At 67.1% G+C, this 23,575-nt stretch carries 28 protein-coding genes and 1 tRNA gene; 16 read left to right on the forward strand and 13 right to left on the reverse strand.

The features are described from left to right. Window positions 1-23: 23 nt before the first annotated feature. The 3 genes from ACWDXS_RS21440 (at window position 24) to ACWDXS_RS21450 (ending at window position 1,127) form a co-directional block, all read left to right on the forward strand. The gene (locus tag ACWDXS_RS21440) at window positions 24-260 is read left to right on the forward strand and encodes an MbtH family protein (protein WP_022565839.1); all 237 of its coding nucleotides are present in this window, start codon (window positions 24-26) and stop codon (window positions 258-260) included. A gap of 76 nt (window positions 261-336) precedes the next feature. Then, window positions 337-408, forward strand: a tRNA-Thr gene (locus ACWDXS_RS21445). A gap of 83 nt (window positions 409-491) precedes the next feature. Next, entirely contained in the window at window positions 492-1,127 is a 636-nt protein-coding gene (locus ACWDXS_RS21450) for a LysE family translocator (RefSeq protein WP_387446292.1), read from the forward strand. Between the two features lie 322 nt (window positions 1,128-1,449). Here ACWDXS_RS21450 and ACWDXS_RS21455 read toward each other — a convergent pair whose 3' ends face one another. Further along, window positions 1,450-1,770, reverse strand: coding sequence for an AbrB/MazE/SpoVT family DNA-binding domain-containing protein (locus tag ACWDXS_RS21455; RefSeq protein WP_378990624.1), 321 nt, complete (start codon window positions 1,768-1,770; stop codon window positions 1,450-1,452). 197 nt (window positions 1,771-1,967) lie between these two features. Here ACWDXS_RS21455 and ACWDXS_RS21460 point away from each other — a divergent pair, with 197 nt between their 5' ends. Together ACWDXS_RS21460 and ACWDXS_RS21465 are read left to right on the forward strand one after the other, a co-directional pair. Further along, on the forward strand, window positions 1,968-2,315 hold the full coding sequence (locus tag ACWDXS_RS21460; protein WP_387446296.1) for a YciI family protein: 348 nt from the start codon (window positions 1,968-1,970) through the stop codon (window positions 2,313-2,315). Then, entirely contained in the window at window positions 2,312-3,535 is a 1,224-nt protein-coding gene (locus ACWDXS_RS21465; RefSeq protein WP_449968042.1) for an RNA polymerase sigma factor, read from the forward strand. The genes ACWDXS_RS21460 and ACWDXS_RS21465 overlap by 4 nt, the downstream gene beginning before the upstream one ends. Window positions 3,536-3,568: 33 nt before the next feature. On the opposite strand, the gene ACWDXS_RS21470 is transcribed toward ACWDXS_RS21465, so the two are convergent. Continuing rightward, window positions 3,569-4,570 (reverse strand): 1-aminocyclopropane-1-carboxylate deaminase/D-cysteine desulfhydrase, encoded by a 1,002-nt coding sequence (locus ACWDXS_RS21470; protein ID WP_449968045.1) that lies wholly within the window; start codon window positions 4,568-4,570, stop codon window positions 3,569-3,571. A 6-nt stretch (window positions 4,571-4,576) separates the two neighbouring features. On the opposite strand from ACWDXS_RS21470, the gene ACWDXS_RS21475 reads away from it, so the two are divergent. Continuing rightward, window positions 4,577-4,774 carry a hypothetical protein gene (locus ACWDXS_RS21475; RefSeq protein ID WP_449968047.1) on the forward strand — a complete coding sequence of 66 codons (198 nt, stop codon included), beginning with the start codon at window positions 4,577-4,579 and terminating at the stop codon, window positions 4,772-4,774. A gap of 6 nt (window positions 4,775-4,780) precedes the next feature. On the opposite strand, the gene ACWDXS_RS21480 is transcribed toward ACWDXS_RS21475, so the two are convergent. Then, window positions 4,781-5,206: a hypothetical protein gene (locus tag ACWDXS_RS21480; protein WP_378990619.1), complete on the reverse strand. Its 426-nt coding sequence runs from the start codon at window positions 5,204-5,206 to the stop codon at window positions 4,781-4,783. Window positions 5,207-5,400: 194 nt separating this feature from the next. Here ACWDXS_RS21480 and ACWDXS_RS21485 point away from each other — a divergent pair, with 194 nt between their 5' ends. Then, window positions 5,401-5,811 carry a DUF6069 family protein gene (locus ACWDXS_RS21485; protein WP_449968050.1) on the forward strand — a complete coding sequence of 137 codons (411 nt, stop codon included), beginning with the start codon at window positions 5,401-5,403 and terminating at the stop codon, window positions 5,809-5,811. A 109-nt stretch (window positions 5,812-5,920) separates the two neighbouring features. On the opposite strand, the gene ACWDXS_RS21490 is transcribed toward ACWDXS_RS21485, so the two are convergent. From ACWDXS_RS21490 to ACWDXS_RS21515, 6 genes are all read right to left on the reverse strand, one after another. Beyond that, entirely contained in the window at window positions 5,921-6,676 is a 756-nt protein-coding gene (locus ACWDXS_RS21490; protein WP_449968053.1) for an ESX secretion-associated protein EspG, read from the reverse strand. Then, on the reverse strand, window positions 6,673-7,806 hold the full coding sequence (locus ACWDXS_RS21495; protein ID WP_379312199.1) for a PPE domain-containing protein: 1,134 nt from the start codon (window positions 7,804-7,806) through the stop codon (window positions 6,673-6,675). The genes ACWDXS_RS21490 and ACWDXS_RS21495 overlap by 4 nt, the downstream gene beginning before the upstream one ends. Before the next feature lie 266 nt (window positions 7,807-8,072). Beyond that, complete coding sequence (locus ACWDXS_RS21500; protein ID WP_449968056.1) at window positions 8,073-8,465, reverse strand: hypothetical protein; 393 nt, start codon at window positions 8,463-8,465, stop codon at window positions 8,073-8,075. 36 nt (window positions 8,466-8,501) lie between these two features. Next, window positions 8,502-9,023 carry a DUF3558 domain-containing protein gene (locus ACWDXS_RS21505; RefSeq protein ID WP_379312197.1) on the reverse strand — a complete coding sequence of 174 codons (522 nt, stop codon included), beginning with the start codon at window positions 9,021-9,023 and terminating at the stop codon, window positions 8,502-8,504. 81 nt (window positions 9,024-9,104) lie between these two features. Then, the gene (locus tag ACWDXS_RS21510; protein WP_449968060.1) at window positions 9,105-9,530 is read right to left on the reverse strand and encodes an HIT family protein; all 426 of its coding nucleotides are present in this window, start codon (window positions 9,528-9,530) and stop codon (window positions 9,105-9,107) included. Window positions 9,531-9,544: 14 nt separating this feature from the next. After that, the gene (locus ACWDXS_RS21515; protein ID WP_378966914.1) at window positions 9,545-9,922 is read right to left on the reverse strand and encodes a PH domain-containing protein; all 378 of its coding nucleotides are present in this window, start codon (window positions 9,920-9,922) and stop codon (window positions 9,545-9,547) included. Between the two features lie 214 nt (window positions 9,923-10,136). On the opposite strand from ACWDXS_RS21515, the gene purD reads away from it, so the two are divergent. Further along, window positions 10,137-11,420, forward strand: a complete 1,284-nt coding sequence (purD, locus tag ACWDXS_RS21520; protein WP_378990613.1) for a phosphoribosylamine--glycine ligase — start codon at window positions 10,137-10,139, stop codon at window positions 11,418-11,420. A gap of 87 nt (window positions 11,421-11,507) precedes the next feature. Here purD and ACWDXS_RS21525 read toward each other — a convergent pair whose 3' ends face one another. Together ACWDXS_RS21525 and ACWDXS_RS21530 are read right to left on the reverse strand one after the other, a co-directional pair. Then, entirely contained in the window at window positions 11,508-11,690 is a 183-nt protein-coding gene (locus tag ACWDXS_RS21525; RefSeq protein WP_194825705.1) for a YegP family protein, read from the reverse strand. A gap of 83 nt (window positions 11,691-11,773) precedes the next feature. Beyond that, on the reverse strand, window positions 11,774-12,682 hold the full coding sequence (locus tag ACWDXS_RS21530; RefSeq protein ID WP_449968065.1) for a M23 family metallopeptidase: 909 nt from the start codon (window positions 12,680-12,682) through the stop codon (window positions 11,774-11,776). Window positions 12,683-13,091: 409 nt separating this feature from the next. On the opposite strand from ACWDXS_RS21530, the gene ACWDXS_RS21535 reads away from it, so the two are divergent. From ACWDXS_RS21535 to ACWDXS_RS21555, 5 genes are all read left to right on the forward strand, one after another. Beyond that, complete coding sequence (locus ACWDXS_RS21535) at window positions 13,092-14,255, forward strand: pyridoxal phosphate-dependent aminotransferase (protein ID WP_378990610.1); 1,164 nt, start codon at window positions 13,092-13,094, stop codon at window positions 14,253-14,255. Window positions 14,256-14,412: 157 nt separating this feature from the next. Next, complete coding sequence (locus tag ACWDXS_RS21540; protein ID WP_378631736.1) at window positions 14,413-15,066, forward strand: TetR/AcrR family transcriptional regulator; 654 nt, start codon at window positions 14,413-14,415, stop codon at window positions 15,064-15,066. Window positions 15,067-15,072: 6 nt separating this feature from the next. After that, entirely contained in the window at window positions 15,073-16,494 is a 1,422-nt protein-coding gene (gene purB, locus ACWDXS_RS21545) for an adenylosuccinate lyase (RefSeq protein ID WP_378990608.1), read from the forward strand. A gap of 82 nt (window positions 16,495-16,576) precedes the next feature. Next, window positions 16,577-16,999, forward strand: coding sequence for an HIT family protein (locus tag ACWDXS_RS21550; protein WP_449968069.1), 423 nt, complete (start codon window positions 16,577-16,579; stop codon window positions 16,997-16,999). A gap of 135 nt (window positions 17,000-17,134) precedes the next feature. After that, window positions 17,135-18,094, forward strand: coding sequence for an alpha/beta hydrolase (locus tag ACWDXS_RS21555; RefSeq protein ID WP_449968072.1), 960 nt, complete (start codon window positions 17,135-17,137; stop codon window positions 18,092-18,094). Between the two features lie 31 nt (window positions 18,095-18,125). Here the strand turns inward: ACWDXS_RS21555 and ACWDXS_RS21560 are convergent, their stop codons facing one another. Further along, window positions 18,126-19,145: a DUF2330 domain-containing protein gene (locus ACWDXS_RS21560; protein WP_449968075.1), complete on the reverse strand. Its 1,020-nt coding sequence runs from the start codon at window positions 19,143-19,145 to the stop codon at window positions 18,126-18,128. A gap of 153 nt (window positions 19,146-19,298) precedes the next feature. Between ACWDXS_RS21560 and ACWDXS_RS21565 the strand changes: the two genes are divergently transcribed. Then, window positions 19,299-21,446: a S9 family peptidase gene (locus ACWDXS_RS21565; protein WP_387446317.1), complete on the forward strand. Its 2,148-nt coding sequence runs from the start codon at window positions 19,299-19,301 to the stop codon at window positions 21,444-21,446. Between the two features lie 39 nt (window positions 21,447-21,485). On the opposite strand, the gene ACWDXS_RS21570 is transcribed toward ACWDXS_RS21565, so the two are convergent. Continuing rightward, a complete protein-coding gene (locus ACWDXS_RS21570) occupies window positions 21,486-21,938 on the reverse strand; it encodes a MarR family winged helix-turn-helix transcriptional regulator (protein ID WP_449968078.1) in 453 nt (150 codons plus the stop codon). A 141-nt stretch (window positions 21,939-22,079) separates the two neighbouring features. Between ACWDXS_RS21570 and ACWDXS_RS21575 the strand changes: the two genes are divergently transcribed. Next, window positions 22,080-22,727: a nitroreductase family protein gene (locus tag ACWDXS_RS21575; protein ID WP_378990602.1), complete on the forward strand. Its 648-nt coding sequence runs from the start codon at window positions 22,080-22,082 to the stop codon at window positions 22,725-22,727. 74 nt (window positions 22,728-22,801) lie between these two features. Then, a complete protein-coding gene (locus tag ACWDXS_RS21580; protein ID WP_378658062.1) occupies window positions 22,802-23,503 on the forward strand; it encodes a DUF2334 domain-containing protein in 702 nt (233 codons plus the stop codon). The last annotated feature ends 72 nt before the right edge of the window (window positions 23,504-23,575 follow it).

Genomic DNA, 23,575 nt, shown 5'->3' on the forward strand with positions numbered 1-23,575 from the left:
GCGCCAGTATCCAGTGAGGTGAAATGAGCACCAACCCCTTCGACGACGAGGACGGCCGCTTCTTCGTTCTGGTCAACGATGAAGAGCAGCACTCCCTGTGGCCCGCGTTCGCGGAGGTCCCGGCGGGCTGGCGTGTCGTGTTCGGCGAAGAAAGCCGGGCAGCGTGCGTCGAGTACGTCGAGAAGAACTGGACCGACATGCGGCCCAAGAGCCTGCGTGACGCGATGGCCGCCGACGACGCAGCCCGCGCCCAGTCCTGATCTCCTCCGCCACCGCGTGACACCCATCCGGTGTCGCGCGGTTGGCGTGCGCGGCTAAGATAGTCGCGCACCACCCGCCTCCTTAGCTCAGTGGTAGAGCACCGCTCTTGTAAAGCGAAGGTCGTCAGTTCAATCCTGACAGGGGGCTCGACAAGGACCTGACCTGTGAAAGCAGGTCAGGTCCTTTTTCGTCTCGTGACCATTGTGGCAGTGGCCGGTTAGGGTCGGTGGATGGTTCCGCTGTCTCATGCGGCGGCATTCGTGGTTGCCGCGTTCGTCATCATCGTGATTCCGGGTCCGAATGTGCTGTTCGCTATCGGGCGGGCACTCACCCTGGGGCGCAGGCAGGCGATTCTGTCGGTGATCGGCGCGGTGGCCGGCTCGGGGGTTCCGCTGGTCGCGGTGGCCTTCGGGTTGGGGGCGGTGTTGATGGCTTCGTCCGCGCTGTTCCTGATCGTGAAGGTCGCCGGCGCCGGTTACCTCGTCTACTTGGGCGTCGTGACGATTCGGGATCGGAAGAAATTGGTGACAGCGCTTGAAGCGGAGGTGCCGAACACCACCGGTCGGCGGGTGCTGTGGCAGGGCTTCGTTGTCGGCGCGACCAACCCCAAGACGATGGTGTTCTTCGGTGCGGTCCTGCCGCAGTTCACGGTGCCGGAGGCGGGCGCACTGCCCGCCCAGCTGCTGGTGCTCGGGGCGATCTTCCTCGTGATTCAGATGGCTTCGGACAGTGCTTGGGCCTTGCTAGCGGGCACCGTGCGGACGTGGTTCGCGCGATCTCCGCGCCGACTCGAGGCGGTCGGCAGCGTGGGTGGGGCGATGATCATCGGAGTGGGCAGCAGCGTGGCGTTCTCCGGGGCCAACTGACCGGTGCGGTGGCGTTATGGGCGGTCGTAGATTCCGTGGTCGCCGATTCGTCGCCAGACCAGGATCGGCTCGCTCTCGTTCGTCTTCTCCAGGTGCAACGTGGCCCTACCGTCCGGTGAGGTGAAATTCCACGTGAGTGAGTAGACCTCGCATTTGCTCAGTTTGTGAATCCGCAGGTGTGTCGGCCAAGGTGGTGAGCCCGCGAACGCTCCGGCGTCGATGGCCGGCAGGAAGAGTGAGCGTAGGGCTTGCTGAAACATGCGTTGATGTTCAGCGGGCAGACGTCGCAAGTCTCGATCGAACGATGCAAGCGTCCGGTATTTCACTCCACCGCCTCGCTGGGCCCCGACGCCAGAGTGTCGAGGTGCGCCAAGAACGATTCGGCGTTGTCGAAAGTGCTGTGTCGCCCAGCTTCGACATCGGCTTCGGCCTCGCGTTCAGCTGCCTGGTGGCCCTCGCTCCAGAACCAGATCTCATCGACTGGGACCGGCAATGTGGGCCGAAGCTCGATCACGCCGTCTTCGCGTTCGGTGATCTCCAGCTGCGCACCTGGCTCGTCCAGCCGGTACTTCTTCCGAAGCTCGGCGGGCAGCGCGACCGTGCCACGTCCCTGGATTGCCGCGTATCCGCGAAAATTGCCCATCGCCCCACTATCCCATTGGGCAGTAAAGCGGTCAAGCAGCAAAGCTGCTATCCCGGAATGCTCGGGGCTCGTGGATCGATGCGCCCATTTCGGAGAAGATTCGGGGGATCTCGTCGAGAGTTGTCGTATCCGGGTCGGCCCGTTCGTGGTGTGGGTAGAGGCAGCCGATCGGCGGCCACCGAGGAAGGGAAATCGCCATGACTCAGTACCTGCTTTCCGTTGTTGTCGAACCGAGTGTTTATGACATTCCGCAGGAGGAGGCGCAGCCGCAGTACGAGGCGACGGGGAGGTTCAACGACGAGCTCAGGGCCGAAGGGGCGTGGGTCTTCGCGGGTGGGCTCGGACGGATCGATGAGGCCACCACGGTCGACAACACCGGTGCTGACGTGGTTGTCACCGACGGGCCGTATGCCGAGACCAAGGAATGCCTCGGTGGGTTCTGGGTCGTGGAGGCGCCCGACCTCGATGCCGCGCTGAAGATCGCCGCCAGGGCGTCGAAGGTCTGCGAGCAGAAGATCGAGATCAGGACGTTCGACGGCGCATGAGCGACGACACTCGCGCCCGGATCGATCGGATCTACCGCGAGGAGTACGGCCGGGTGGTCGCCTCGCTCGCTCGACGGTTCGGCGATCTCGACATCGCCGAGGACGCCGCGGGCGAGGCCCTGCTCACCGCCATCGAACGGTGGCCGGTCGACGGCATACCGCCCAACCCGGGCGGCTGGCTGACGAAGACCGCGGGCAACCGCGCGATCGACCGGATCCGCCGGGAATCACTGCGCGACGCGAAACACCAGGCAGCCATGATCATCGACGATCACACACCGCACGAACCGACCGGACCGATCAACGACGACCGTCTCCGGCTCGTCTTCACTTGTTGCCATCCGGCATTGGCGCCGGAGGCGCGAGTCGCGCTGACACTGCGCCTGCTCGGCGGGCTCACCGTCGGCGAGATCGCTCGTGCGTTTCTCGTTGCCGAAACGACCATGGCGCAACGCATCACCCGCGCCAAGGCCAAGATCAAAGCCGCGCACATCCCGTTCCGCGTGCCCGATCGCGATGACGTCACCGACCGGCTCGGCGGTGTGCTCGAGGTCATCTACCTCATTTTCAACGAGGGGTATCTGGCAGGCGCGCAATCTGTTCGGGCCGACCTGACGGCCGAGGCCGTTCGGCTCGGCCGCATCATGCGCGATCTGCTGCCCGAGGACGGCGAGGTTGCCGGGTTGCTCGCGCTGATGTTGCTCATCGACGCCCGCAGCGCGGCACGTTTCGCGGGCGGGGAGCTGGTGACGCTCGACGAGCAGGACCGCGGCGGCTGGGACCACACCCTCATCGCCGAGGGACACGCGCTGGTCCGCGAATGCCTGCGCCGAGTCGCGGCAGGCGGCGACCCACCTGGTCGCTATCAGATCATGGCGGCGATCAACGCGGTCCACACCGACGCGGCCGACCCCCGCGACACCGACTGGAACCAGATCGTCGCCCTCTACGACCAGCTCTACACCGTCACCCCGACCGCGATCGTCGCCCTCAACCGAGCCGTCGCCATCGCCGAACTGGACGGCCCCAATGTGGCGCTGGCACAGATAGATTCACTGCCACTCGACGGCTATCATGCCTGGTACGCCGCCCGCGCCGACCTGCTCCGCCGGTTGGGGCGCAGCGCCGAGGCGAGATCGGCCTACGACGCCGCGATTGCCGCCACCCAGAACCCCGCCGAGCGCGCGTACCTGAGCAGGAGGCGTGAGCATCTTGTGTAGAACTGCTGTGACTTCCGGCATGGACTCGCTTGGTCAGCGCGGCCCGTTCGTGTTGAGGTAGAGGACGGGGCCGTCGCCGAATGCGCCCTGTTCGTTCATCGCCAGCAGCGCCGCCATGGCCTTGGCGGTGTAGACCGGTTCGAGGTGCAGGTGCTCGCGGTCGCCTGACAAGGTTTGGGCGCGTTCGCCTTCCGACGTGGGGTGGCCGTAGCCGCTGCCGAGCCAGTCGGTGACGATATCGATGTCCTCGCCTCGCGGTTCGAGATCGGACAGGTCCGCGCCTCGCTGACGCAGCAGGCGCGCGGTACGGCGGGCGAGCCGGGTGATCGTCGCCGGGTCCAACCGCAGCGTGTCGTTGACGACGACACCGACTGCCCGGGTCGTCAAGCCCGCCATCCGCAATCCGAGCTGCAGCCCCGCGATCGTGCCGCCGGATCCGACAGCGGTCACGAGGTGGGTGGGCTCGGGTAGCTCGCCGCGGTCTACTTGTCCGGCCAGTTCGAGCGCGGCCTCGACGTAGCCGAGGACACCGACCGGCGAGGACCCGCCGGGCGGCAGGAAGTAGGGCAGATGCCACCCACTGGTGTGCCGGGCGAGCAGCATCGGCGCGGTGAGGATGGTCCGCGTCTTCGAATGCGTGAAATACAGCGCGGCGCCACAGTTCTCGAGTCGGCTCAGCTGGGCACGAACGTGCTCGTCCACGGGCTGATCGACGAGGGCGAGCGCGGTGCCGAGCCCGTGATCGCGTGCGTACAGGGCGACGGCCAGTCCCCAGTTCGTCCCCAATCCGCCGACGGTCAGGATGGTCCGGGAGCCGCGCCGGTGCGCGTCGGGCAGGATCCATTCCAGCTTGCGGACTTTGTTGCCACCCCACCCGCCGTCACCGAACGCGCCGTCGTCCTTGAGCCAGACCGGCGCGCCACCGATAGGCAGCGCATCGAGCCTACGGACCGGTGTCGGGCCGGAGCTCAGTCCGATATGCGGCAGGGATTCGCGCAGGCGTGGAAAGCGTTGGTGCAGAAGCGGAGTATTCATCGGCCGGTGTCGCGGAACCAGTCGCCGATCCGTGGGCGCGGCACATTTTCCTCCTCGGATTCGCTACTGCCTACCGTATCGAATCCGCTCCGCGCGCTCACCGAAATCGCCGCCGTCCATGCCGTGACCGAGCGACCGGCTCGCTACGAAATCCTGCTGCCCGTGGCGCGAACGACGGTGCCGCTCGATGATCCGCCGGGCTGACGAGCGCTACGACACGTAGAGGTCTGCGCCGGAGCACTGCATGGTCTGGCCCGCGGACAGACCGGAGGTGCCTACCGCACCGGTCAGGCGGACGGTGCCCCAGCCGGTGTTCACGTCGAAGCTCGGCATGTCGGCGCCGACGGTGCCGTCCTGGGCGACGACGCCGGATTCGCCGGTGTCGAGATTGGTCCAGTTCACGGTCGCGTGATAGCCGAAGGGGCCGAAGTTCGAATCGCCCCGGGGCTGAATCGAAATGGTGCCGGGTCGGTCGTCCGATGAGGTCGCCACCAGCGACAGATAGAACGGGTACAGGTGGAAGTTCGCGTTCGAACCGAGGCACTGAATCTTCGCCTCGCGTACCTCCGCCGACGCTGTGCCTGCCCCGAGTAGGGATATCGCGACGACGGTGGTGAGTCCAACGGTCAAACGCATCTGCGAAACCTTCCGATAGGAACGAACCGGAGCCCAGTACATCGTTTCCTGGGCGAAAGAACAAGGGCGCTCGCCGACACCGGCCCATGGCTGAGCAGAAAGAACTTCGCCGAGACCTGTCGTATTCGGCCGGGCCTGTTCGTGGAACTGAGGAGAGGCGGCAACGGGCTGCCCACACCACACGGGAGTACGACATGACCACCTCCGCTTACGCCGCGCCCACTGTCCGCAGCAACTCCGCCTTCTGGCGTCCGGCAGCACTGGCGGCCGTCGGCGCCGCGGCTGCGACAACGGCCGTAGCCGCCGTCGCCCACGCCGTCGGCGTTTCCCTCGCAATCGCAGGCGAACAGATCCCACTCGCCGGATTCACCCAGCTCACCTTGATGTTCGCCGCGATCGGCGTCCTCTTCGCCGCCGCCCTGCGCACGTGGGCACGAAGCCCGCGCACGGTGTTCGTACGCACCACGATCGCACTGACCGCGCTCTCGCTCGTCCCCGATCTGATCGTGAACGCGGCCGCCGACACCAAGCTCACCCTGATGCTCACCCACCTCGTCGCCGCCGCGATCGTCATCCCGGCGGTCGCCACCCGGCTCGATGCCTAGCCTCGGCTGGGTGAGCGGCCATGGAGAACTGGGCTACCGCGGAGACCGTGTGCAGACACCCCGGGCTGTACACGATTTCCGCTGTGGATGTTTCCACCAGTGCTGTTGGCTACCAGGCTGATTGGCGGGTGCCGGCCGTGGCTTTCTCGATCAGGTGGTGGAGGTGGGCTTCGATTCGGTCGGGGGTGGTGGGGGTTACTTCTACTCGTTCGCCTTCTTGGATGAGGTAGCGGCCGTCGTCGGTGTAGTCGACCAGTTGGAGGGTGGTGCCGCCTTCTTGCCAGCCGTCCAGGGCCGGGCCGGTTGCTACGCGGAATTCCGCGTAGGTGGTGAAGGGGCGTTTGAGGAATTTGAGGGCTTGTTCGGCGGGGGTGCGGTGGCGGGCGTAGGGGTCGGGGGTGGTGGTGAAGTCGTCGCGGTGGACGTTGAAGCCGCCGGTGGTGCCCGCGGGAGTTTTCGGGAGGATCGCCAGCAGGCGGGTGACGATGGCGTGGGCCGGGCGCAGGGTGATCAGGATGTTGCCGCCCTGGCCGTATTCGGGACCGGGGAGCTGGGCGGCGACTACGCCGTTGCTCGCCTCGGTGGTCGCGCAGGCGCGGACCATCCGGGTGCGGCCGTCGAAGCGGTGCCCGAACAGTTCCACCCGGATTTCGGGGTGCGCGAGGGCGTGCAAGGCGTGGTACAGCGATTCGTCGGTGCCCATTTTGGCGATCAGCGAATCCGCGGCACGACGGCACTCCCGGTCGAACTCGACCTGCGTTTCGACACCTGCCGTGAAGGTGAGGGGCCAGGGCATACGGTCGCGGCCGAGCGTTTCCCAGGCGACCCAGAACTCGAACGGGGTCAGCTCCCAGGTGTCGGTCATGCGTCGCCGCCGATCACCGGCGGGACGTGCAAGCGTTCGGGGCCGAGCAGTTCTTCGTGAACGCCGCGCAAGTAGTCGGGGGCCTGGTGCTCGTTCTCGTCGTCCTTGCCGCCGCCGCGCGCGCCGGGGGCGCCCATTCCGCCCATGCCGGACATACCCGAGCGGCCCGACGACGCACCGGAACCCGTGCCCGTGCCCGCACCGGCGCCCTGCTTCTGACCGGCGGTACCGGGGACTGCCGCACCGGGTGTGCCCGCGCCTGCTCCGGCACCCGCGCCAGCGCCTGCTCCGCCGCCGGAGCCGAGTCCGCCGGGGGACGTGCCGGCCGGAGTCGTGCCAGGGCTGGTGCCTGACGGGGTAGTGGTGGTGGGGGTTTCCGGAGTTGTCGTGGCCGCGGTGGTCTCGTCGCCGGTGGTGTCGTCAGTGGTGCTGTCGTCGGTGGTGTCGTCGTCACCGGGGTCGGTGGTGGTGGGGGTTTCCGGCTCCGTGGTGGACGGGGTGGTGTCGTCGGTGCTCGGCTTGGTGGTGGTGCCGGTGGGCTTGTCGGTGGTGGTGCCCGTCGGCTTGTCCTTGTTGGTGTCGCCGGTCGGCTTGTCGGACTGGGGTTTCGCCGGCGTGGGGACCTTCGGTACCTGGGTGTCGGACTGTTGCGCGACTGGCTTGTAGACGGTCTCCATCACCTGGCGAGCCGCGGCTTGGGCGGCATCGGAGCGGCCTGCGCTGGTGCTGTCCATGACGAAATTGGTTACGGTGCCGAGCCCGGGCGCGACCGCGTTCGAGAGCGTGGTGGCGACTAATCCTGCGACGGTGCTGCTCTGTTGGTCGGACTCGTGCGGTACCGAGTACTTCACCTGGTTGAAGCCGGAGTAGGCCTCTTCCATCTTGTTGCCGATCAGGGAGGCAGCCTGGTCGACCTTGTGCACGTCGGCGAGATAGCTTTTGGTGCTCGCCAGCGCTTGACTCGCTGCGCTTCCCGACCAGCCCCGTTCCATTTCCTTCTGGATATTGTCGTGGAAGGCAGTGGCTTTCGTTGTTGTGTCGGTCGCCAATTGCCGCCAGGCTTGAACGCTGTTGCTCATCGTTGCGGGGTTGATCGACTCGACAAACTTCATGATGTCCGAATGGCTCATCGTAAGGAACGGTTCCATTACGGGCGGCACGACCTGGGGGGTGAACTCACCGGAAAAGCCAGTGGCGAGGCTGGAATTCTCGGCGTAGATGCGAGACCGTGCGCTGTTGCCCGCAGCTTGGGCGTCTAGTTCGGACTGCGTGGCGGAGATGTCGGAATCGAACAACGAACCGATTCGGTCTCCAATTCTGGACGGGCTCGATGCTGTCAATGCAACGCTGCCCAGTTTGCTCATGAAATCTGAGAAAGTCATTTATCCCCCCGGATTCAGTCTAGTTTGTTGGTCTGTTGCTTGACGGCGAGCTGGGTGGCCTCATCGCAGTTCTTGTATGCGGCACCGGCTTTGCGATACATGTCGGCCATCTGTGTGAGTATCTCGATGTGCTGCCGGGCTGCGTCGAGGTAGGAACCAGTGCCTTCGCCGCCATCGGCTAGATCGACGAACTTCTTCGCGAGGGTCTTGGCGGAGTTGAGATTGCCGAAGGAGTCGGCGTCGACCATCCTCCTGGTGCGCAAGGACAGGTTTCGTAGATCGTTGATGTAGTCGTCACACCACTTCGCGCAGCGCTCCGCCGCGTCATACTCGATAATAAGTCGGCCCGAAGCCGCTTCGCCCGCTAAAGTCTGGAAGTCTTTTGCTAGTGCATTCATCTCTGCCATCGCAGTAACTATCTCCCCGGTAGATACGGCCCACGACTAGCGTGGAATGGAACCCACGAAATGCGGGGCGGCATTCGTGACTAAAGTACATGGATCGGTCGTTGATTTACTGTCCACGAATTTGCTCGCATTGACGAGTGCCCTACCCTGGGTGGTATCGAACGCTATTTCGCATTCTACCGGGGGTGTCTCGTTGCCAATATAGAACTGGAGGCCATCCCGATCGCTGACTGTTACATTTTTGAAGTCGTGGTATCGGTTGTTCGAGCGTATTTCATCAGTGGTGTAAACCGTTGACATGAACGATATGAAGTAGCCATCCGCACGCCACCCGCATCCCTTCCACTCGGCGCGGGGGACCGAGAACAGATTGCTGTCCTTCGACGCCGGGTCGAGGCCCGCCGCCTGCAACACACTGTCCGACACAGCACACGGATCGAACAGCTGCTCCTTGGTCAGCGGAGCCCCGCTGGCCTCAGGCTGCCCGTCGACCGCTGTGGAACATCCGGCGAGCGCCACTACAGCGCACACCCCGGCGGCAAAGCCAACCACTCGCATCGTCTCTCCTCTTTCGCACACAACGACCACTCGATGTCTTAGACGCGCGCCCGGTCGTTTCGGTTCCATCCAGGGCAGAACTCAGGCTGGGACGTTCGCTTCGTGGCCGAGGTCGCGGAGGGCGGCCTTGATCTTGGTCTGGGCTTCGTCGAGGGATTCGGGGGTGGGGTCGGTGTTCGCGCCCGAGATGTCGAAGTCGCCCATGGTGTAGGCGGGGAAGACGTGGGTGTGCAGGTGGGGGACCTCGAGGCCGGCGATGAGCAGGCCGGCGCGGGGGGCGTCGAAGGCGACGCGAACGGCCTGGCCGATCTTCTGGGCCACGCCCATCATCCGGGCCATCACGGCGGGATCCACGTCTTGCCACTGGTCGATCTCCGCGCGCGGGACGACGAGGGTGTGGCCCTGGGTGACGGGGCCGATGGTGAGGAAGCCGACGAACTCGTCGTCTTCCCAGACGAAGCGGCCGGGGATCTGACCTGCGATGATCGCGCTGAAGACGGATGCCATACCGGTGAGCGTAGCTAGATCGACACGAAATGCGACAGGATGCCCTGCACCTCGTAGATGTCGACCTGACGGTTGAAACGCTGCTTGACCGGCTCGTCGCCGCTGCCGATCCAGATGTAGAGCTCCGCGTCGAGGTCGAAGGTGCCCGCGGTTTCGACGGCGAAGTGACTGATCGACCGGTAGGGGATGCTGTGGTAGCTGACCTTGCGGCCGGTGACGCCCTGTTTGTCGACCATGATCAGGCGGCGATTGGTGAACAGCATCGCGTCGCGGACCAGGATGAACGCGGCATACACCTGCTCGCCCTGCCCGAACAGCTTCGCGTATTCCTGCTGGGCGGCGGCCGGATCTATGCGACCGGCATTGCCCATCATCCCGTCGAGCAGGCCCATGGCATTCCCCCGTTTCGGTGGCGGCTGCCGCGCCACGCCTGGTCCCATTGTGGCGCAATCGAACCCGAGCCGCGAGGGCCGAGCCGCATCGCGACAGCCCGATCGCCGGCCCGAAGCGCCCTCGCGGGGGTGACGATCGCGCTACCCGATCGCGGACCTTGTATCGGAACGGGGCGTGCGAAGTACGCGCGAAGTACGCGACTAATCTAAGGCCGTGCGCGTACTCGTCATCGGTTCCGGAGCCCGTGAACATGCCCTCGTCCTGGCGCTGCGCCGGGATCCGTCCGTGACGGCGGTGATCGCTGCCCCGGGCAACCCCGGCATCGGCCAGCACGCCGAGCTACGCCCGGTCGATCCCTGCTCCGCCGACGACGTCGCCGCGCTGGCCGGTGAAGTGGCCGCCGACCTGGTGGTGATCGGCCCCGAGGTGCCGCTGGTGCTCGGCGTCGCCGACGTCGTGCGCGCGGCCGGATTCCCCGTGTTCGGCCCGTCGGCCGACGCGGCGCGGATCGAGGGGTCGAAGGCGTTCGCGAAAGATGTGATGGCGGTGGCCGGGGTGCGCACCGCGCACAGCGAGATCGTCGACAGCCCGGCCGAGCTGGACGCGGCGCTCGACCGCTTCGGCCCGACCTGGGTGGTCAAGGACGACGGGCTCGCCGCGGGCAAGGGCGTGGTGGTGACCGCCGACCGGCGCGCGGCCCGCGATCACGGCGCCGAACTGCTCGAGCAGGGACATCCGGTGCTGCTGGAGTCGTTCCTCGACGGTCCGGAGGTGTCGCTGTTCTGTCTGGTCGACGGTGAGACCGTGATCCCGCTGCTGCCCGCACAGGACCACAAGCGGGTCGGCGACGGCGATTCCGGCCCGAACACCGGCGGCATGGGCGCTTACACGCCGCTGCCGTGGCTGCCCGCGGAGACGCTGAACGAGATCGTCGACGACGTGGTGAAGCCCGTCGCCGCCGAGCTGGTCGCGCGGGGCAGCTCGTTCTCCGGCCTGCTGTACGCGGGTCTGGCGATCGGTACGAACGGCCCGGCTGTCGTCGAATTCAATTGCCGCTTCGGTGATCCCGAGACCCAGGCGGTGCTCGCGCTGCTGGACAGCCCGTTCGCCGAACTGCTGCACGCCACCGCGACCGGGCGCCTCGCCGAGGTCGACGCACCGCGCTGGAAAGACGGTTCCGCGATCACCGTCGTGCTCGCCGCCGAGAACTACCCGGCGCGACCGCGCACCGGCGATGTGATCACCGGTGCCGATGACGGCGCGCTGGAGGGCGAAACGCTGGTGCTGCACGCCGGTACGGATCAGCGCGCCGACAAGGCGCTGGTGTCGGCGGGCGGGCGTGTGCTGAACGTGGTCGGTGTCGGCGCGGACCTCGCGCAGGCGCGGGAGCGGGCCTACGCGCGACTCGCGGGAATCAAGCTCACCGGCAGTCATTTCCGGACTGATATCGGCGCGACCGAAGTTGTTGTCCCGGAACGCAACAGCGTCGCGGGGTAATTCGCGCGATCGGTGATCAGCGGTGCGCGACCGCTGATCACGATCGAGCGGGAAACGGTGGCGCAGCACGTTGCGCGGCTGCGCCGATCAGGCGGTGAGGTCGAGGACCTGGGCGTTCGGAGCATTCGTCTGGATGGAGGCGATCCCCTTCTTGGCGCCTTCCTTGCTTTCGTATCCCTGACTTTCGAGGACGATTTCGCCGTTGCCGGCCTTGAGGTGGAAACGGAACTTTCCCGCCTTGTCCTTGAATACCTCGAACTTGCCTGCCATGGTTGCCTCGCTTCGGTTCGGAGGAAAACACTCGACAGGTCTCACATTAACGTTCCCGTGATGTCGGTGGTCTCGACGCGATGTCAATCGAGACGCAATCCATGCACAGCGAGCCAGGCCTGCGGATCCACATGCTGACCGTTTTGCACGATTTCGAAATGCAGGTGCGGGCCGGTGGAATCGCCACGGTTGCCGATGCGCGCGATCTGCATTCCGGCGGGGACGCGCTCGCCCTGGGAGACGAAGAAGTCGTACATGTGGCCGTAGATGCTGATGGTGCCGTCGTCGTGGCGGATGCGGACCCAGAGGCCGAAGCCCTGCGCCGGGCCTGCCTCGACCACGGTGCCGTCGGCGACGGCGTAGATGGGGCTGCCGATGGGGCCCGCGATATCGATGCCGCGGTGCATGGTGCCCCAGCGGGAGCCGAAACCGGAGGTGAACGCGCCCTTCGCGGGCAGGCTGAACCCGCCGACGGACGGGGTCGAGCCGGGCACCGGCACCATCGCGCCGGGGACCACCGGGGCGCGCTGGCCCATCCAGTCCTGCCATTCACCCGATGCCGCGGCCGCCGCCTCCGCTTTCGCGCGTTCGAGCGTGGAACGGGCCGCCGCGGCGACCACTTGTGCCTCGCGACGCTTCTCACCTGCGTCGATGGCAGCGAGCATGCGGGTCGCCGACTGTGGGTTGGGGAGCAGTTGCGGGGGATAGGCGACGGCCACGTGGATCGCTTCGCCGGGTGCGAGCGGGGCACCGTCGACGACGGCGCCGAACTGTCCGTCCGCTGCCACGAACACCGCCACCGCGGCCATCGCGGCGATGAGTACGCGCCGTTCGACCAGCACCTGACGCACCCGATCGCGACTCGGCCGCCGTGCCCACAGGTCTTCGGCTTGCGCCTTCGGCCGCCGCCAGAAGACCTTGCGCATCTCACCGCTACGCAGCTCACCGGCGATCTCCCCGACCACCGGGTACCGTGCGGCCCACTCCGTCATACGGTCGCGCGCCGCTCCCTTCGACGGCAACTGCTCCCGCCAGTTCGCCTGCAAGATACGGCCATTGACACTGACAGCCCGACGGTTCGCACCAGTTCTCGATCGCGTCGACTCGGCTGACCCGCTTGCCGTCGCAGTGTCTCCCGCCGACCCGCCCGCCGCTGTCGAGTCAGCGTCCCCGCCGGCCGGGCGAATGTCGGCGGTGAGCTGTCCGGATTCGGTGTCCACGCTCTCCTCGGGGGTGCCCGCCCGCACGTCCCGTGCCGTCCCTGTCCGCTTCATCCCGCCCCCGCGCCCCGGCCCCGACGTGACCACAGAGGTCGCGTCGGTGGCTGCGTATTCGCTGTCGGAGCCATTGTGCCGACCATATCTGTGAACGCCCGCAATCGGGTGCTCTACCGTCTCTCGGGTGTCCAGAGAATCGCGCCGGTCGGCCATCGCCCCTTTCTACGTCATGGATGTGTGGAAAGCGGCCGCTGAACGCGCCAGGTCGCACGGCGATGTGCTGGTGCTCGCGGCGGGGCAGCCGTCCACGCAGGCGCCCGCGCCGGTGTTGCGGGCTACCAGGGCGGCGATCGATCACGAATTGCTGGGCTACACCGAGACATTCGGCATTCTGCCGCTGCGCGAGGCCATCGCGGGGCACCACAGCGAGACCTACGGTTACGACGTGCACCCGGACGAGGTGGTGGTGACGACCGGGTCGTCGGGCGCGTTCACACTGATCTTCCTGGCCGCCTTCGACGTGGGCGACACGGTGGTGGTGGCGCGTCCGGGCTATCCCGCCTACCGCAACACGCTGTCCGCGCTCGGCTGCGAGGTCGTCGAACTGGACTGCGGCCCGCAGACCAGATTCCAGCCGACCGTGGCGATGCTCGAAGCGCTGCCGGAGCCGCCGAAGGGTCTGGTGGTGGCCAGCCCGGCCAACCCGACCGGCACCATGATCGACCCCGCCGAACTCGCCGCGCTGGCCCGCTGGTGCGAACAGCACGGCACGCTGCTGATCTCCGACGAGATCTATCACGGCATCACCTACGCGGGCGCGAGCACACCGACCTCCTCGGCGTGGGAGTTCTCCCGTGAGTCGGTGGTGATCGGTTCGGTGTCGAAGTACTTCTCGATGACCGGCTGGCGGCTGGGCTGGATGCTGGCCCCGGCCGACCTGCGCCCGGCGCTGCAGCGGCTGGCGTCGAATATGACGGTGTGCCCGCCCGCCATCTCCCAGTACGCGGCCGTGCACGCCTTCGGGCCGGAAGCCAAGGATGAGCTGGACGGGCATGTGCGCCGGTACGCGCGCAACCGGGCGCTGCTCCTGGAGGGTCTGCCCGCGATCGGAATCACCGATCTCGCGCCCGCCGACGGCGCCTTCTACGCCTACGCCGATATTGGTCATTTGACCGATAATTCGCGCGCCTGGTGTGCCGAGGTGCTCACCGAAACCGGAGTCGCGCTGGCGCCCGGACTCGATTTCGACACCACAAATGGAAACCACACGGTCCGTTTTTCCTTCGCGGGTGCCACCGACGACATCGCCGCAGCACTGGAGCGTCTGGGACGGTTCCTGAAGGGCTGATCTGGACACTTGTCAACAGTGATGTGCGACAACAACTTTGCGTAGTACGAACACATCTGTGCCGGGATACGGTAAAACTCAGTTATCCCGAATTCCCAGTGTTTCCCCGATGACGATTGCGCACGGTTGAACTGATGATGACTGGCACGTTGGCACGGTGACCACCGCAACGACCCCGAAAGGCGAACGACGTCGGCAGGCTCTGGTGGCTGCGGCGGCTGAGCTGTTGCTCGAAGGCGGCTTCGACGCCGTGCGACATCGTTCGGTGGCCTCGCGAGCCGATCTTCCACTCGCGTCGACCACCTACTACTTCGAATCGCTGGAGGATCTGATCGCCCGCGCCGTCGAGTTCAGCGGCGCGATCGAACTCGACGCGATGCGCCGCCGGGTCGGTGAGGTCAGTCATCGCAGGCGCGGCACCGAGGCGACGGTCGAGCTCGTGCTCGACGTGCTCGTCGGCCCCGACGACGGCGACCTCGACGCCCGCGGCCAGCTCATCGCCCGCTACGAGCGGTCCGTGGCGTCGGCCCGTCACCCCGAGTTACGTGAGGTCCAGCTCCGACTACGCACCCAGCTCGAAGAACTGCTCGCCGACGTGCTGCGCCGCTCCGACCGAGTGGTGCGCCCCGAGCAGTTACGCAGGCTGGTGGCCGTCGTCGACGGTGCGGTGGTCGCCGCGCTGATCGAAGGCCACCCCGAACCTCGCCGACCCGCCAGGGCCGGTCTGCTCGAAATGATCGACATCGTCGCCCCGCCCGTGGTCCCCAACATGATGCCCCAGCAGGCCGAACGGGTGCGGCAATTAGACTGAGTGCTCGTGAGCCTCGTCCCGAATGTCCTCGCCACCCGATACGCCAGCCCGGAGCTCGTAGCGCTCTGGTCGCCCGAGAACAAGATCGTGCTCGAGCGCCGGCTGTGGCTGGAGGTGCTGCGTGCGCAGGCCGAACTCGGAATCGATGTCCCCGCAGGGGTTGTCGATGATTATGAACGCGTCATCGACCATGTCGACCTGGCCTCGATCGCCGAGCGTGAGCGGGTCACCCGCCACGACGTGAAGGCGCGGATCGAGGAATTCAACGCGCTCGCCGGGCACGAGCACGTGCACAAGGGCATGACCAGCCGCGACCTCACCGAGAACGTCGAGCAGCTGCAGATCCGGCTCTCGCTCGAGCACGTGTACCGCCACGGCATCGCCATCGCGGCGCGCCTGGCCGAGCGGGCCGCTGAGTACCAGACCCTGGTGATGGCCGGGCGCTCGCACAATGTCGCCGCGCAGGCCACCACGCTGGGCAAACGCTTCGCCTCCGCCGCCGACGAGATGCTGGTCGGGCTGGCGCGCGTGCGCGAGCTGATCGACCGCTACCCGCTGCGCGGGATCAAGGGCCCGATGGGCACCGCCCAGGACATGCTCGACCTGCTCGACGGTGACGCGAACAAGCTCGCCGCCCTCGAGCAGCAGGTGGCCACTCACCTCGGCTTCGCGAACGTGTTCACCAGCGTGGGTCAGGTGTACCCGCGCTCGCTCGATCACGATGTGCTGTCCGCGCTGGTACAGCTGGGCGCGGGGCCGTCGTCGTTCGCGCACACGATCCGGCTGATGGCCGGTCACGAGCTGGTCACCGAGGGTTTCCAGCCGGGCCAGGTCGGTTCGTCGGCGATGCCGCACAAGATGAACACGCGCTCGTGTGAGCGGGTGAACGGCCTGCAGGTGATCCTGCGCGGCTACGGCTCGATGGCCGCCGAGCTGGCGGGCGCCCAGTGGAACGAGGGCGACGTGTTCTGCTCGGTGGTGCGCCGCGTCGCGCTGCCCGACGCGTTCTTCGCCATCGACGGGCAGATGGAGACCTTCCTGACCGTGCTCGCCGAGTTCGGCGCCTACCCGGCGGTGGTCTCGCGTGAACTCGACCGGTACCTGCCGTTCCTGGCGACCACCCGCATCCTGATGGCGGCGGTGCGCGCGGGCGTCGGCCGCGAGACCGCGCACGAGGTCATCAAGGAGCACGCGGTGGCGGTGGCGCTGGCCATGCGCGAGCAGGGCCGCGAACCCGATCTGCTGGATCGTCTCGCCGCCGATGCGCGGATGCCGCTGGACCGGGCCGGACTCGACGCGGCGCTGGCCGACAAGGCGGCGTTCATCGGCGCGGCATCGGACCAGGTCGCCGAGGTCGTCGCGCAGGTGCAGAAGCTGGTCGAGGCGAATCCGGACGCCGCGCGCTACACGCCGTCGCCGATTCTGTAGTCCCGTGCGAATCAGCCCGCCACTGCCGCCTTTTCGGCGCCGGTGGCGGGCTTTCGTGCGTCGGGGTCGATACCGTGGTCGGGTGAATCCGTACACGATCTTCGCCGATATCATCGCCGGGGCCGCCCCGTCCTCGAAGGTGTACGAGGACGACGAAGTCCTCGCCTTCATGGATATTCGTCCTGTGACGCCGGGGCATGTGCTCGTGGTGCCGAAGGTGCCCGCACCGAGTCTGGCCGATCTCGATCCCGCGTTGGGCGGCAAGCTCTTTCAGGTCGGGCAGCGGATCGCCGCCGCGTTGCGCAGCAGTGAAGTGGGGGCCGACGGGGTGAATTTCTTTCTCGCCGACGGGGTTACGGCGGGGCAGGAGGTCTTCCATGTGCACCTGCATGTGATCCCGCGAAGGCCCGGTGACGGCTTCGGTCTGCGCGCGCGGCCCACATCGCCCGCGCGGGCGGATCTCGACTATCTGGCCGGTTCGATCCGGGGCGCCCTCACCCGCTGACCCGAAATTCCGGCGAAGCGGTCATTGCAAACCGGAAAGTTTGCTGAAGAAACGCCGAACCGCCGAATGCTTCCGATTCGTTCGCCTGTGGGTTATTTTGGACTGTCATTGGCATGCGGTTATGGAGGGTAGATCGTGCGTCGTACAGGTGTTGCTACTGCAGTGCTGGCCCTTGCTCTCGGTGTCATCGGACCGGCGGTGGTTCACCCCACGACGGCGTCCGCCGCGCAGATCATCGGAGTCAGCGAACTGACTCCGCACCGGACGGCGATCACCGTCACCTCGCCCGCGATGGGCCGCAACGTCGATCTCCAGGTCCTGCACCCCGCTGGCGGTGGCGCGCGGGGCACGTACTACCTGCTCGACGGCCTCGACCCCGGTATCGGCCAGAGCACCTGGACCAACGCCACCGACGCCGAAGCCTTCTTCCGCGACAAGAACGTCAACGTGGTGATGCCGATGGGCGGCCAGGCCAGCTACTACACCGACTGGGTCACCGACGATCCGCGTTTCGGCCGGTACAAGTGGGAAACGTTCCTCACCCAGGAACTGCCCGGCCTGATCGACGGTCAGTTCAACGGCACCGGCGTGAACGGCATCGGCGGACTGTCGATGGGCGGCAACGCGGCCTACATTCTGGCCGCCCGCCACCCCGGCCTCTACCGGGCCGTCGCCGGTTACAGCGCCTGTCCGGACATCGCCATGGCGGCGGGCGCGATGATGTTCTCCATCGTCAACCGGGGCGGCAATCCCGGCAACATGTGGGGCGCGCCCGGCAGCCCCGAGTGGGCGGCGCACGACCCGGCCCTGATGATCGATGGGCTGCGCGGCAAGGCGCTGTACATGTCGACCGGCACCGGCATCCCCGGACCGCACGAGGCCGAACTCAAGCCCACGCTGGCCGAGAACATCTTCCTCGGCGGACCCATCGAGCTCGGCGTCAACACCTGCATGGTGGCCTTCGACCAGCGCCTGCGCGCCGCGGGCATCGGCGCCAAGATCGACTACCACCCGGTGGGCACGCACTCCTGGTCCTACTGGCAGGACGCCCTGCACGCTTCGTGGCCGGTCATCGGACCCGCGCTCGGGGCCTGAGAATTCCCGCACGGGTCGTGGTGCGTTCGGACTACCTCGCGGACCGTCGACGCAGGACCACGCTCGCGATCACGCCGATCAGTGACAGCCCGGCGACGATCAAGACGTAACCCGCGGGCAGACCGAGGATCTCGACGTATTCCTTGCTCACCACTCGGTCACGCACGGGGACGTTCTCGGCGGCGGGACCCAGAAGGAAATCGCTGGTGATCGTCGCCGGGTGGGGGATGTAGATCGAGAGTTCGGTGAGGTAGTTGCCGCTCGCCGCAAGCGCTTTCAGGTCCGGATCGCTGGGTTCGCCGACCGGAGAGGCGAATTCGGTGGTGACGACGTGGGGTTCGGTATCGGGATCGATGCGTGCCACCCGGTGGTCGCTGAAGACGTACAGGTGGACCGATTGCGGTGTGGTCGCGGCGGCCGACATGCGCATCGGGTACACGAGGCGGTCGGAGTCGAAGGTGAGGCGGACCGGGTCCAGGGCGCCGGCGAGGGGCTTCGCGCTGGTGAGGCGCATGGCGACGAAGGACCAGCCCTCGCGGAGATAGGGGTCGAGCGTGGCGCTCACCTCGGGCCGGAGCTGATAACCGTTGGTGTCGAGCCACTCGCGCACACCGGTGAGATCGCCGCCGCGCAAGGTGGTCGCCTCCAGCGGGCCCAACTGCACTTGGCTCAGCACGTCGGGACCCGAACCCGGAGCGGCGCCGGATGCGTCGCCGCCGAGCGAACCGCTGCCGAACCAGTCGTATTCGGTGACCCGCTCGGGTGCGGTCATGCGCGACAGCTCCCTGAACGAGTCCGGACTGCCCGCCGAGACGGTCGCCGGCGTCGGCGTCGGCACGATCAGGGCCGCGTCGGCACCGGTGAACTGCATCCCCAACCGCATCAGCACGGTCTCGCGCCGCCCGTCCCAGCCCACGACCGCGGACTCGTTGTTCACCCGCGCCGAACTGTCCGCGCTCACCACGCCGCCGCAGGCGCACGCGTTCGCCGGCATCACCGCTCCCGATCCCGCGGCCAAGGCCACCCCGGCAGTCACGACCAACGAACGCATTGCGTACCGCATCCCCATGCGGGTCAGGCTACGCACAACGGGCCTGCGGCAGATGCGCAGAAATACTCACTCAGCCGGCGCGAGCCCGCTGCCGCCGGCCGCCGACGGCCGAGTTGGCGGGCCCGGTGGGAGCGGGGCGGCTACGGTGGACCAATGGCTGGCGAGAATGAGACCGTGTCGGCGCCGATCGCGAAGAGGGCGCCCGTCGAGCGGGTCCACCACGGTGACACGTTCGTCGACGACTACGAGTGGCTGCGGGACAAGGAAGACCCCGAGGTCATCGCGTACCTGGAGGCGGAGAACGCCTTCACCGCGGCGCAGACCGACCAGCTGCAGCCCCTGCGGGACAAGATCTTCGACGAGATCAAGGCCAGGACGCAGGAAACCGATCTCTCGGTCCCGACGCGGCTGGGCGACTACTGGTACTACTCGCGCAGTTTCGAGGGCAAACAGTACGGGGTGCACTGCCGCTGTCCCGTCGACGCGAAAGCCGAGGGTATCGACGCCTGGACGCCGCCACAGCTGGAGGTCGGCTCGGCGATCGAGGGCGAGCAGGTGCTGCTCGACAGCAATATCCTCGCCGAGGGGCTGGACTTCTTCGCGCTCGGCGCGTTCTCGCTGAGCCACGACGGCAACCTGCTCGCCTACTCCGTGGACAGCTCCGGCGACGAGCGCTACACGCTGCGGATCAAGGATCTGCGCACCGGTGAACTGCTGGCCGACGAGGTGGCGGGCGCGGCGCCGGGGGCGACCTGGTCGCTGGACGGCACGCACATCTTCTATCAGACGGTCGACGAGTCGTGGCGGCCCGACACCGTGTGGCGCCACCGCGTCGGCACCGGTTCCGACGCCGATGTGACGGTGTTCCACGAGCCCGACGAGCGCTACTGGGTGAGTGTCGGCGCGACCCGCTCCGAGAAGTACCTGATGGTCTGGCTCGGTTCCAAGATCACCACCGAGGGCTGGGTCTTGGAGTCGGACAATCCCGAGGGCGAGTTCCGGGTGCTGCTGCCGCGCCGCGAAGGCGTGGAGTACTCGGCCGAGCACGCGGTGATCGCGGGCGAGGACAAGTTCCTGATCCTGCACAACGACGTGGTCGACGGCGTGAAGGCGGAGAACTTCGTGCTGGCCGTCGCACCCGCCACCGACCCGTCGGACATGACGACCCTGATCGGGCATCGCGAGGACGTGCGGCTCGAGGACATCGACGCCTTCGCCACCCATCTGGTGCTCGGTTACCGGCGCGACGCGCTGCCGCGCCTGTCGGTGTGGCCGCTCACACCGGAGGGCTTCGGTGAACTGACAGAGCTCGACTTCGGCCTCGAGTTGTTCTCCGCCGGTGCGGGTTCGAGCCCGGAGTGGGAGCAGCCCACCTTGCGCGTGGGGGTCGCCTCGTTCATCACGCCGATGCAGGTGTTCGACTATGTGCCCGCCACCGGCGAGCTGCTGCTGCGCAAGGAACAGCCGGTGCTCGGCGGGTACGACGCCGATGACTATGAGCAGCACCGCGATTGGGCCATCGCCGCCGACGGCACCCGCATTCCGATCTCGATCATCAAGCGCAAGGGTCTGGCCGACGGGCCGAAACCCACCCTGCTGTACGGATACGGCTCCTACGAGGCCAGCATCGATCCGTCGTTCTCGGTGTCGCGGCTGTCGCTGCTCGATCGCGGCATGGTGTTCGCCGTGGCGCATGTGCGCGGCGGCGGGGAGATGGGCAGGCTCTGGTACGAGCACGGCAAGACGCTGCTGAAGAAGAACACCTTCACCGACTTCGTCGCCTGCGCGAGTCATCTCATCGATACCGGTGCCACCGCACCCGACCGCTTGATCGCCGACGGCGGCAGCGCGGGCGGGCTGCTGATGGGCGCGGTCGCCAACCTGGCGCCGGAACTGTTCAACGGCATCCTCGCCAATGTGCCCTTCGTCGACCCGCTCACCTCCATCCTCGATCCGTCGCTGCCGCTGACGGTGATCGAATGGGACGAGTGGGGAAATCCCTTGGCGGACAAGGACGTCTACGAGTACATGAAGTCGTACTCGCCCTACGAGAACGTCGAGGCCAAGGACTACCCGGCCATTCTGGCGATCACCAGCCTCAACGACACCCGTGTCCTGTACGTGGAACCGGCCAAGTGGGTCGCCAAGCTGCGCGCCACCAAGACCGGCGACAACGAGGTGCTGCTCAAGACGGAGATGACCGCGGGTCACGGCGGTGTGAGCGGCCGCTACGAGAAGTGGAAGGAAGTCGGCTTCGAGTACGCCTGGGTCCTCGACCGAGTGGGTCTCGCGGACGCCTGATGCGGTGGGCCCCGGCTTCGGCCGGGGCCCTTTTTTGTGTCAGGGCCGGGGTTCGGTGATGAGTAGCTTGCCGAGCAATGTGGTGAGTTGGGTGCGTTCGCTGGGGGTCAGCGCGGCGAAGGTGTCGTCGAGGAAAGCGGGGGTGGCGGCTTCGGCGCCGCGTAGGCGGTCGCTGCCCGCCGGGGTCAGGGTGACGGCGTAGGAGCGGCGGTCGAGCGGGTTGCGTTCGCGCCGAACATACCCGGATGACTCGAGGTCGTCGCAGACCGTCACCATCACGCTGCGGTCGATGCGCAGTTCCTCGGCCAGTGCCTGCTGGGAGCAGGCGCCGACCTCGGCGAGCATCTTCAGGACCAGGTGCTGGCCGACGCCGAGGCCCTGCGCGTTCGCGTGTGCTTCCGCCGCGCGGGCGACCGCTGCCGAGGCCCGGCACAGGGCGATGTCGGGTCGTTCGGCGGCGAGCTGGGGGAAGTAGGTGGGCTTGGGCGGCATGCGACTCCTCGGGTCCGAGCCTCCATTAAATCATCTGTGCACAGATTGTTTGACGGCAGATGGTTGGCGCTCTAACGTCATAATCGTCTGAGCACAGATTGTCCGGTGCCAGACGATTCCTGCGTGGCACGAGGAGCGCCCATGACTCTCGATCTGACCCCGGACCAGTTGCTGTCGACCACCCGCGCGGTTCGCAAGCGGCTCGACTTCGATCGGCCGGTGCCCCGGTCGCTCATCGAGGAGTGCGTCGATCTGGCCACGCAGGCGCCGACCGGGCGCAATCGGCAGCGCTGGCACTTCCTGGTCGTCACCGACAAGGCCCGCCGTGGCGAGCTGGCCGACATCTTCCGGCGGTCGCTGCCACTGAGTCAGGGGACGCCGCTGACCGCGCGCGACGCGGAGCGGATGAACGTCTCCCCACGCTCCACCGAGCGGGTTTTCGACGGCTTGCGCTATCTGACGGCCAATATCCACCGGGTGCCCGCGTTCGTGATCCCCGCCGTGGAAGGCCGCACCGACCGCGCCTCGGTGGAAGTCCAGGCGGGCACGTGGGGCTCGATCCTGCCGTCGGTGTGGAGCTTCATGCTGGCCGCGCGAGCCCGCGGACTCGGCACCGTATGGACCACCGCGCAGGCGCCCCTGGAACGGGAACTCGCTGCGGTACTGGGTGTTCCGTACGACAAGGTCATGCTGGCGGCCTTCCTGCCGCTGGCGTTCACGATCGGCACCGACTTCAAACCCGCGGTGCGGGTGCCGCGCGAACAGGTATTGCACTGGCAGGGATGGTGAGAAGTGCGGCGGAATTCGTCGTGGCGTCATCGGGGTAGCACGCCGGCGTCACCTCGAGCTGTCACCGTAGGTGCATGAACGCTGAGTTGATCGTTTCGGTGTCGGGGATCCGGGATACGACTCGCGATGCCGCGATCGAGTTCGCCGGAGAGATGGACGCGCGAGGTGTGCGCCTGTCGCTGCTGGTCGCGCCGCGATTGAAGGGCAAGTACCGGTTGGTCGACGATCCGGCGACGCAGTCGTGGCTGCGCGGGCGGCGCCTCGAAGGCGACGCGATCGTGCTGCACGGCTACGACCAGGCCGCCACCAAGGCGCGGCGCGCGGAGTTCGCCGATCTGCCCCGGCACGAGGCGACGCTGCGGCTCAAGGCCGCCGATCGGGTGATGGAGCGGGTGCAACTGCGCACCCGGCTGTTCGCCGCGCCGCGCTGGGACGCCTCGAACGGTGCGCTGGCGGCGTTGCCCGACGTGGGCTTCCGCATGGCATTCGGGCTCACCACCATGCTCGACCTGGAACGCGATGTCGCCCAGCGCGCTCGGGTGTACGGGATCGGCGAGGGCTTCCGGGCCGAGCCATGGTGGTGCCGGGCGCTGGTGATGGGCGCCGCGCGCACCGCTCGACGCGGCGGCGTGCTGCGGTTGGCGGTGTCGGCGGCGCAGTTGCAGCGGTCGGGTCCGCGCCAAGCCGTGCTGGACGCGGTCGACCTCGCGCTCTATCACGGCGCCCACAGCGACGTATACCGCTGGGAGCCCTACCCGGCTGTCCGAGCCGCCTGACCGCCACCGCCGCGCGCGTAACCGGCGATCAGCGCGCGGCGGTGGCCCCGATAGCTTCCTGCGCGATTTATC

The organism is Nocardia sp. NPDC003183 (assembly GCF_053590715.1).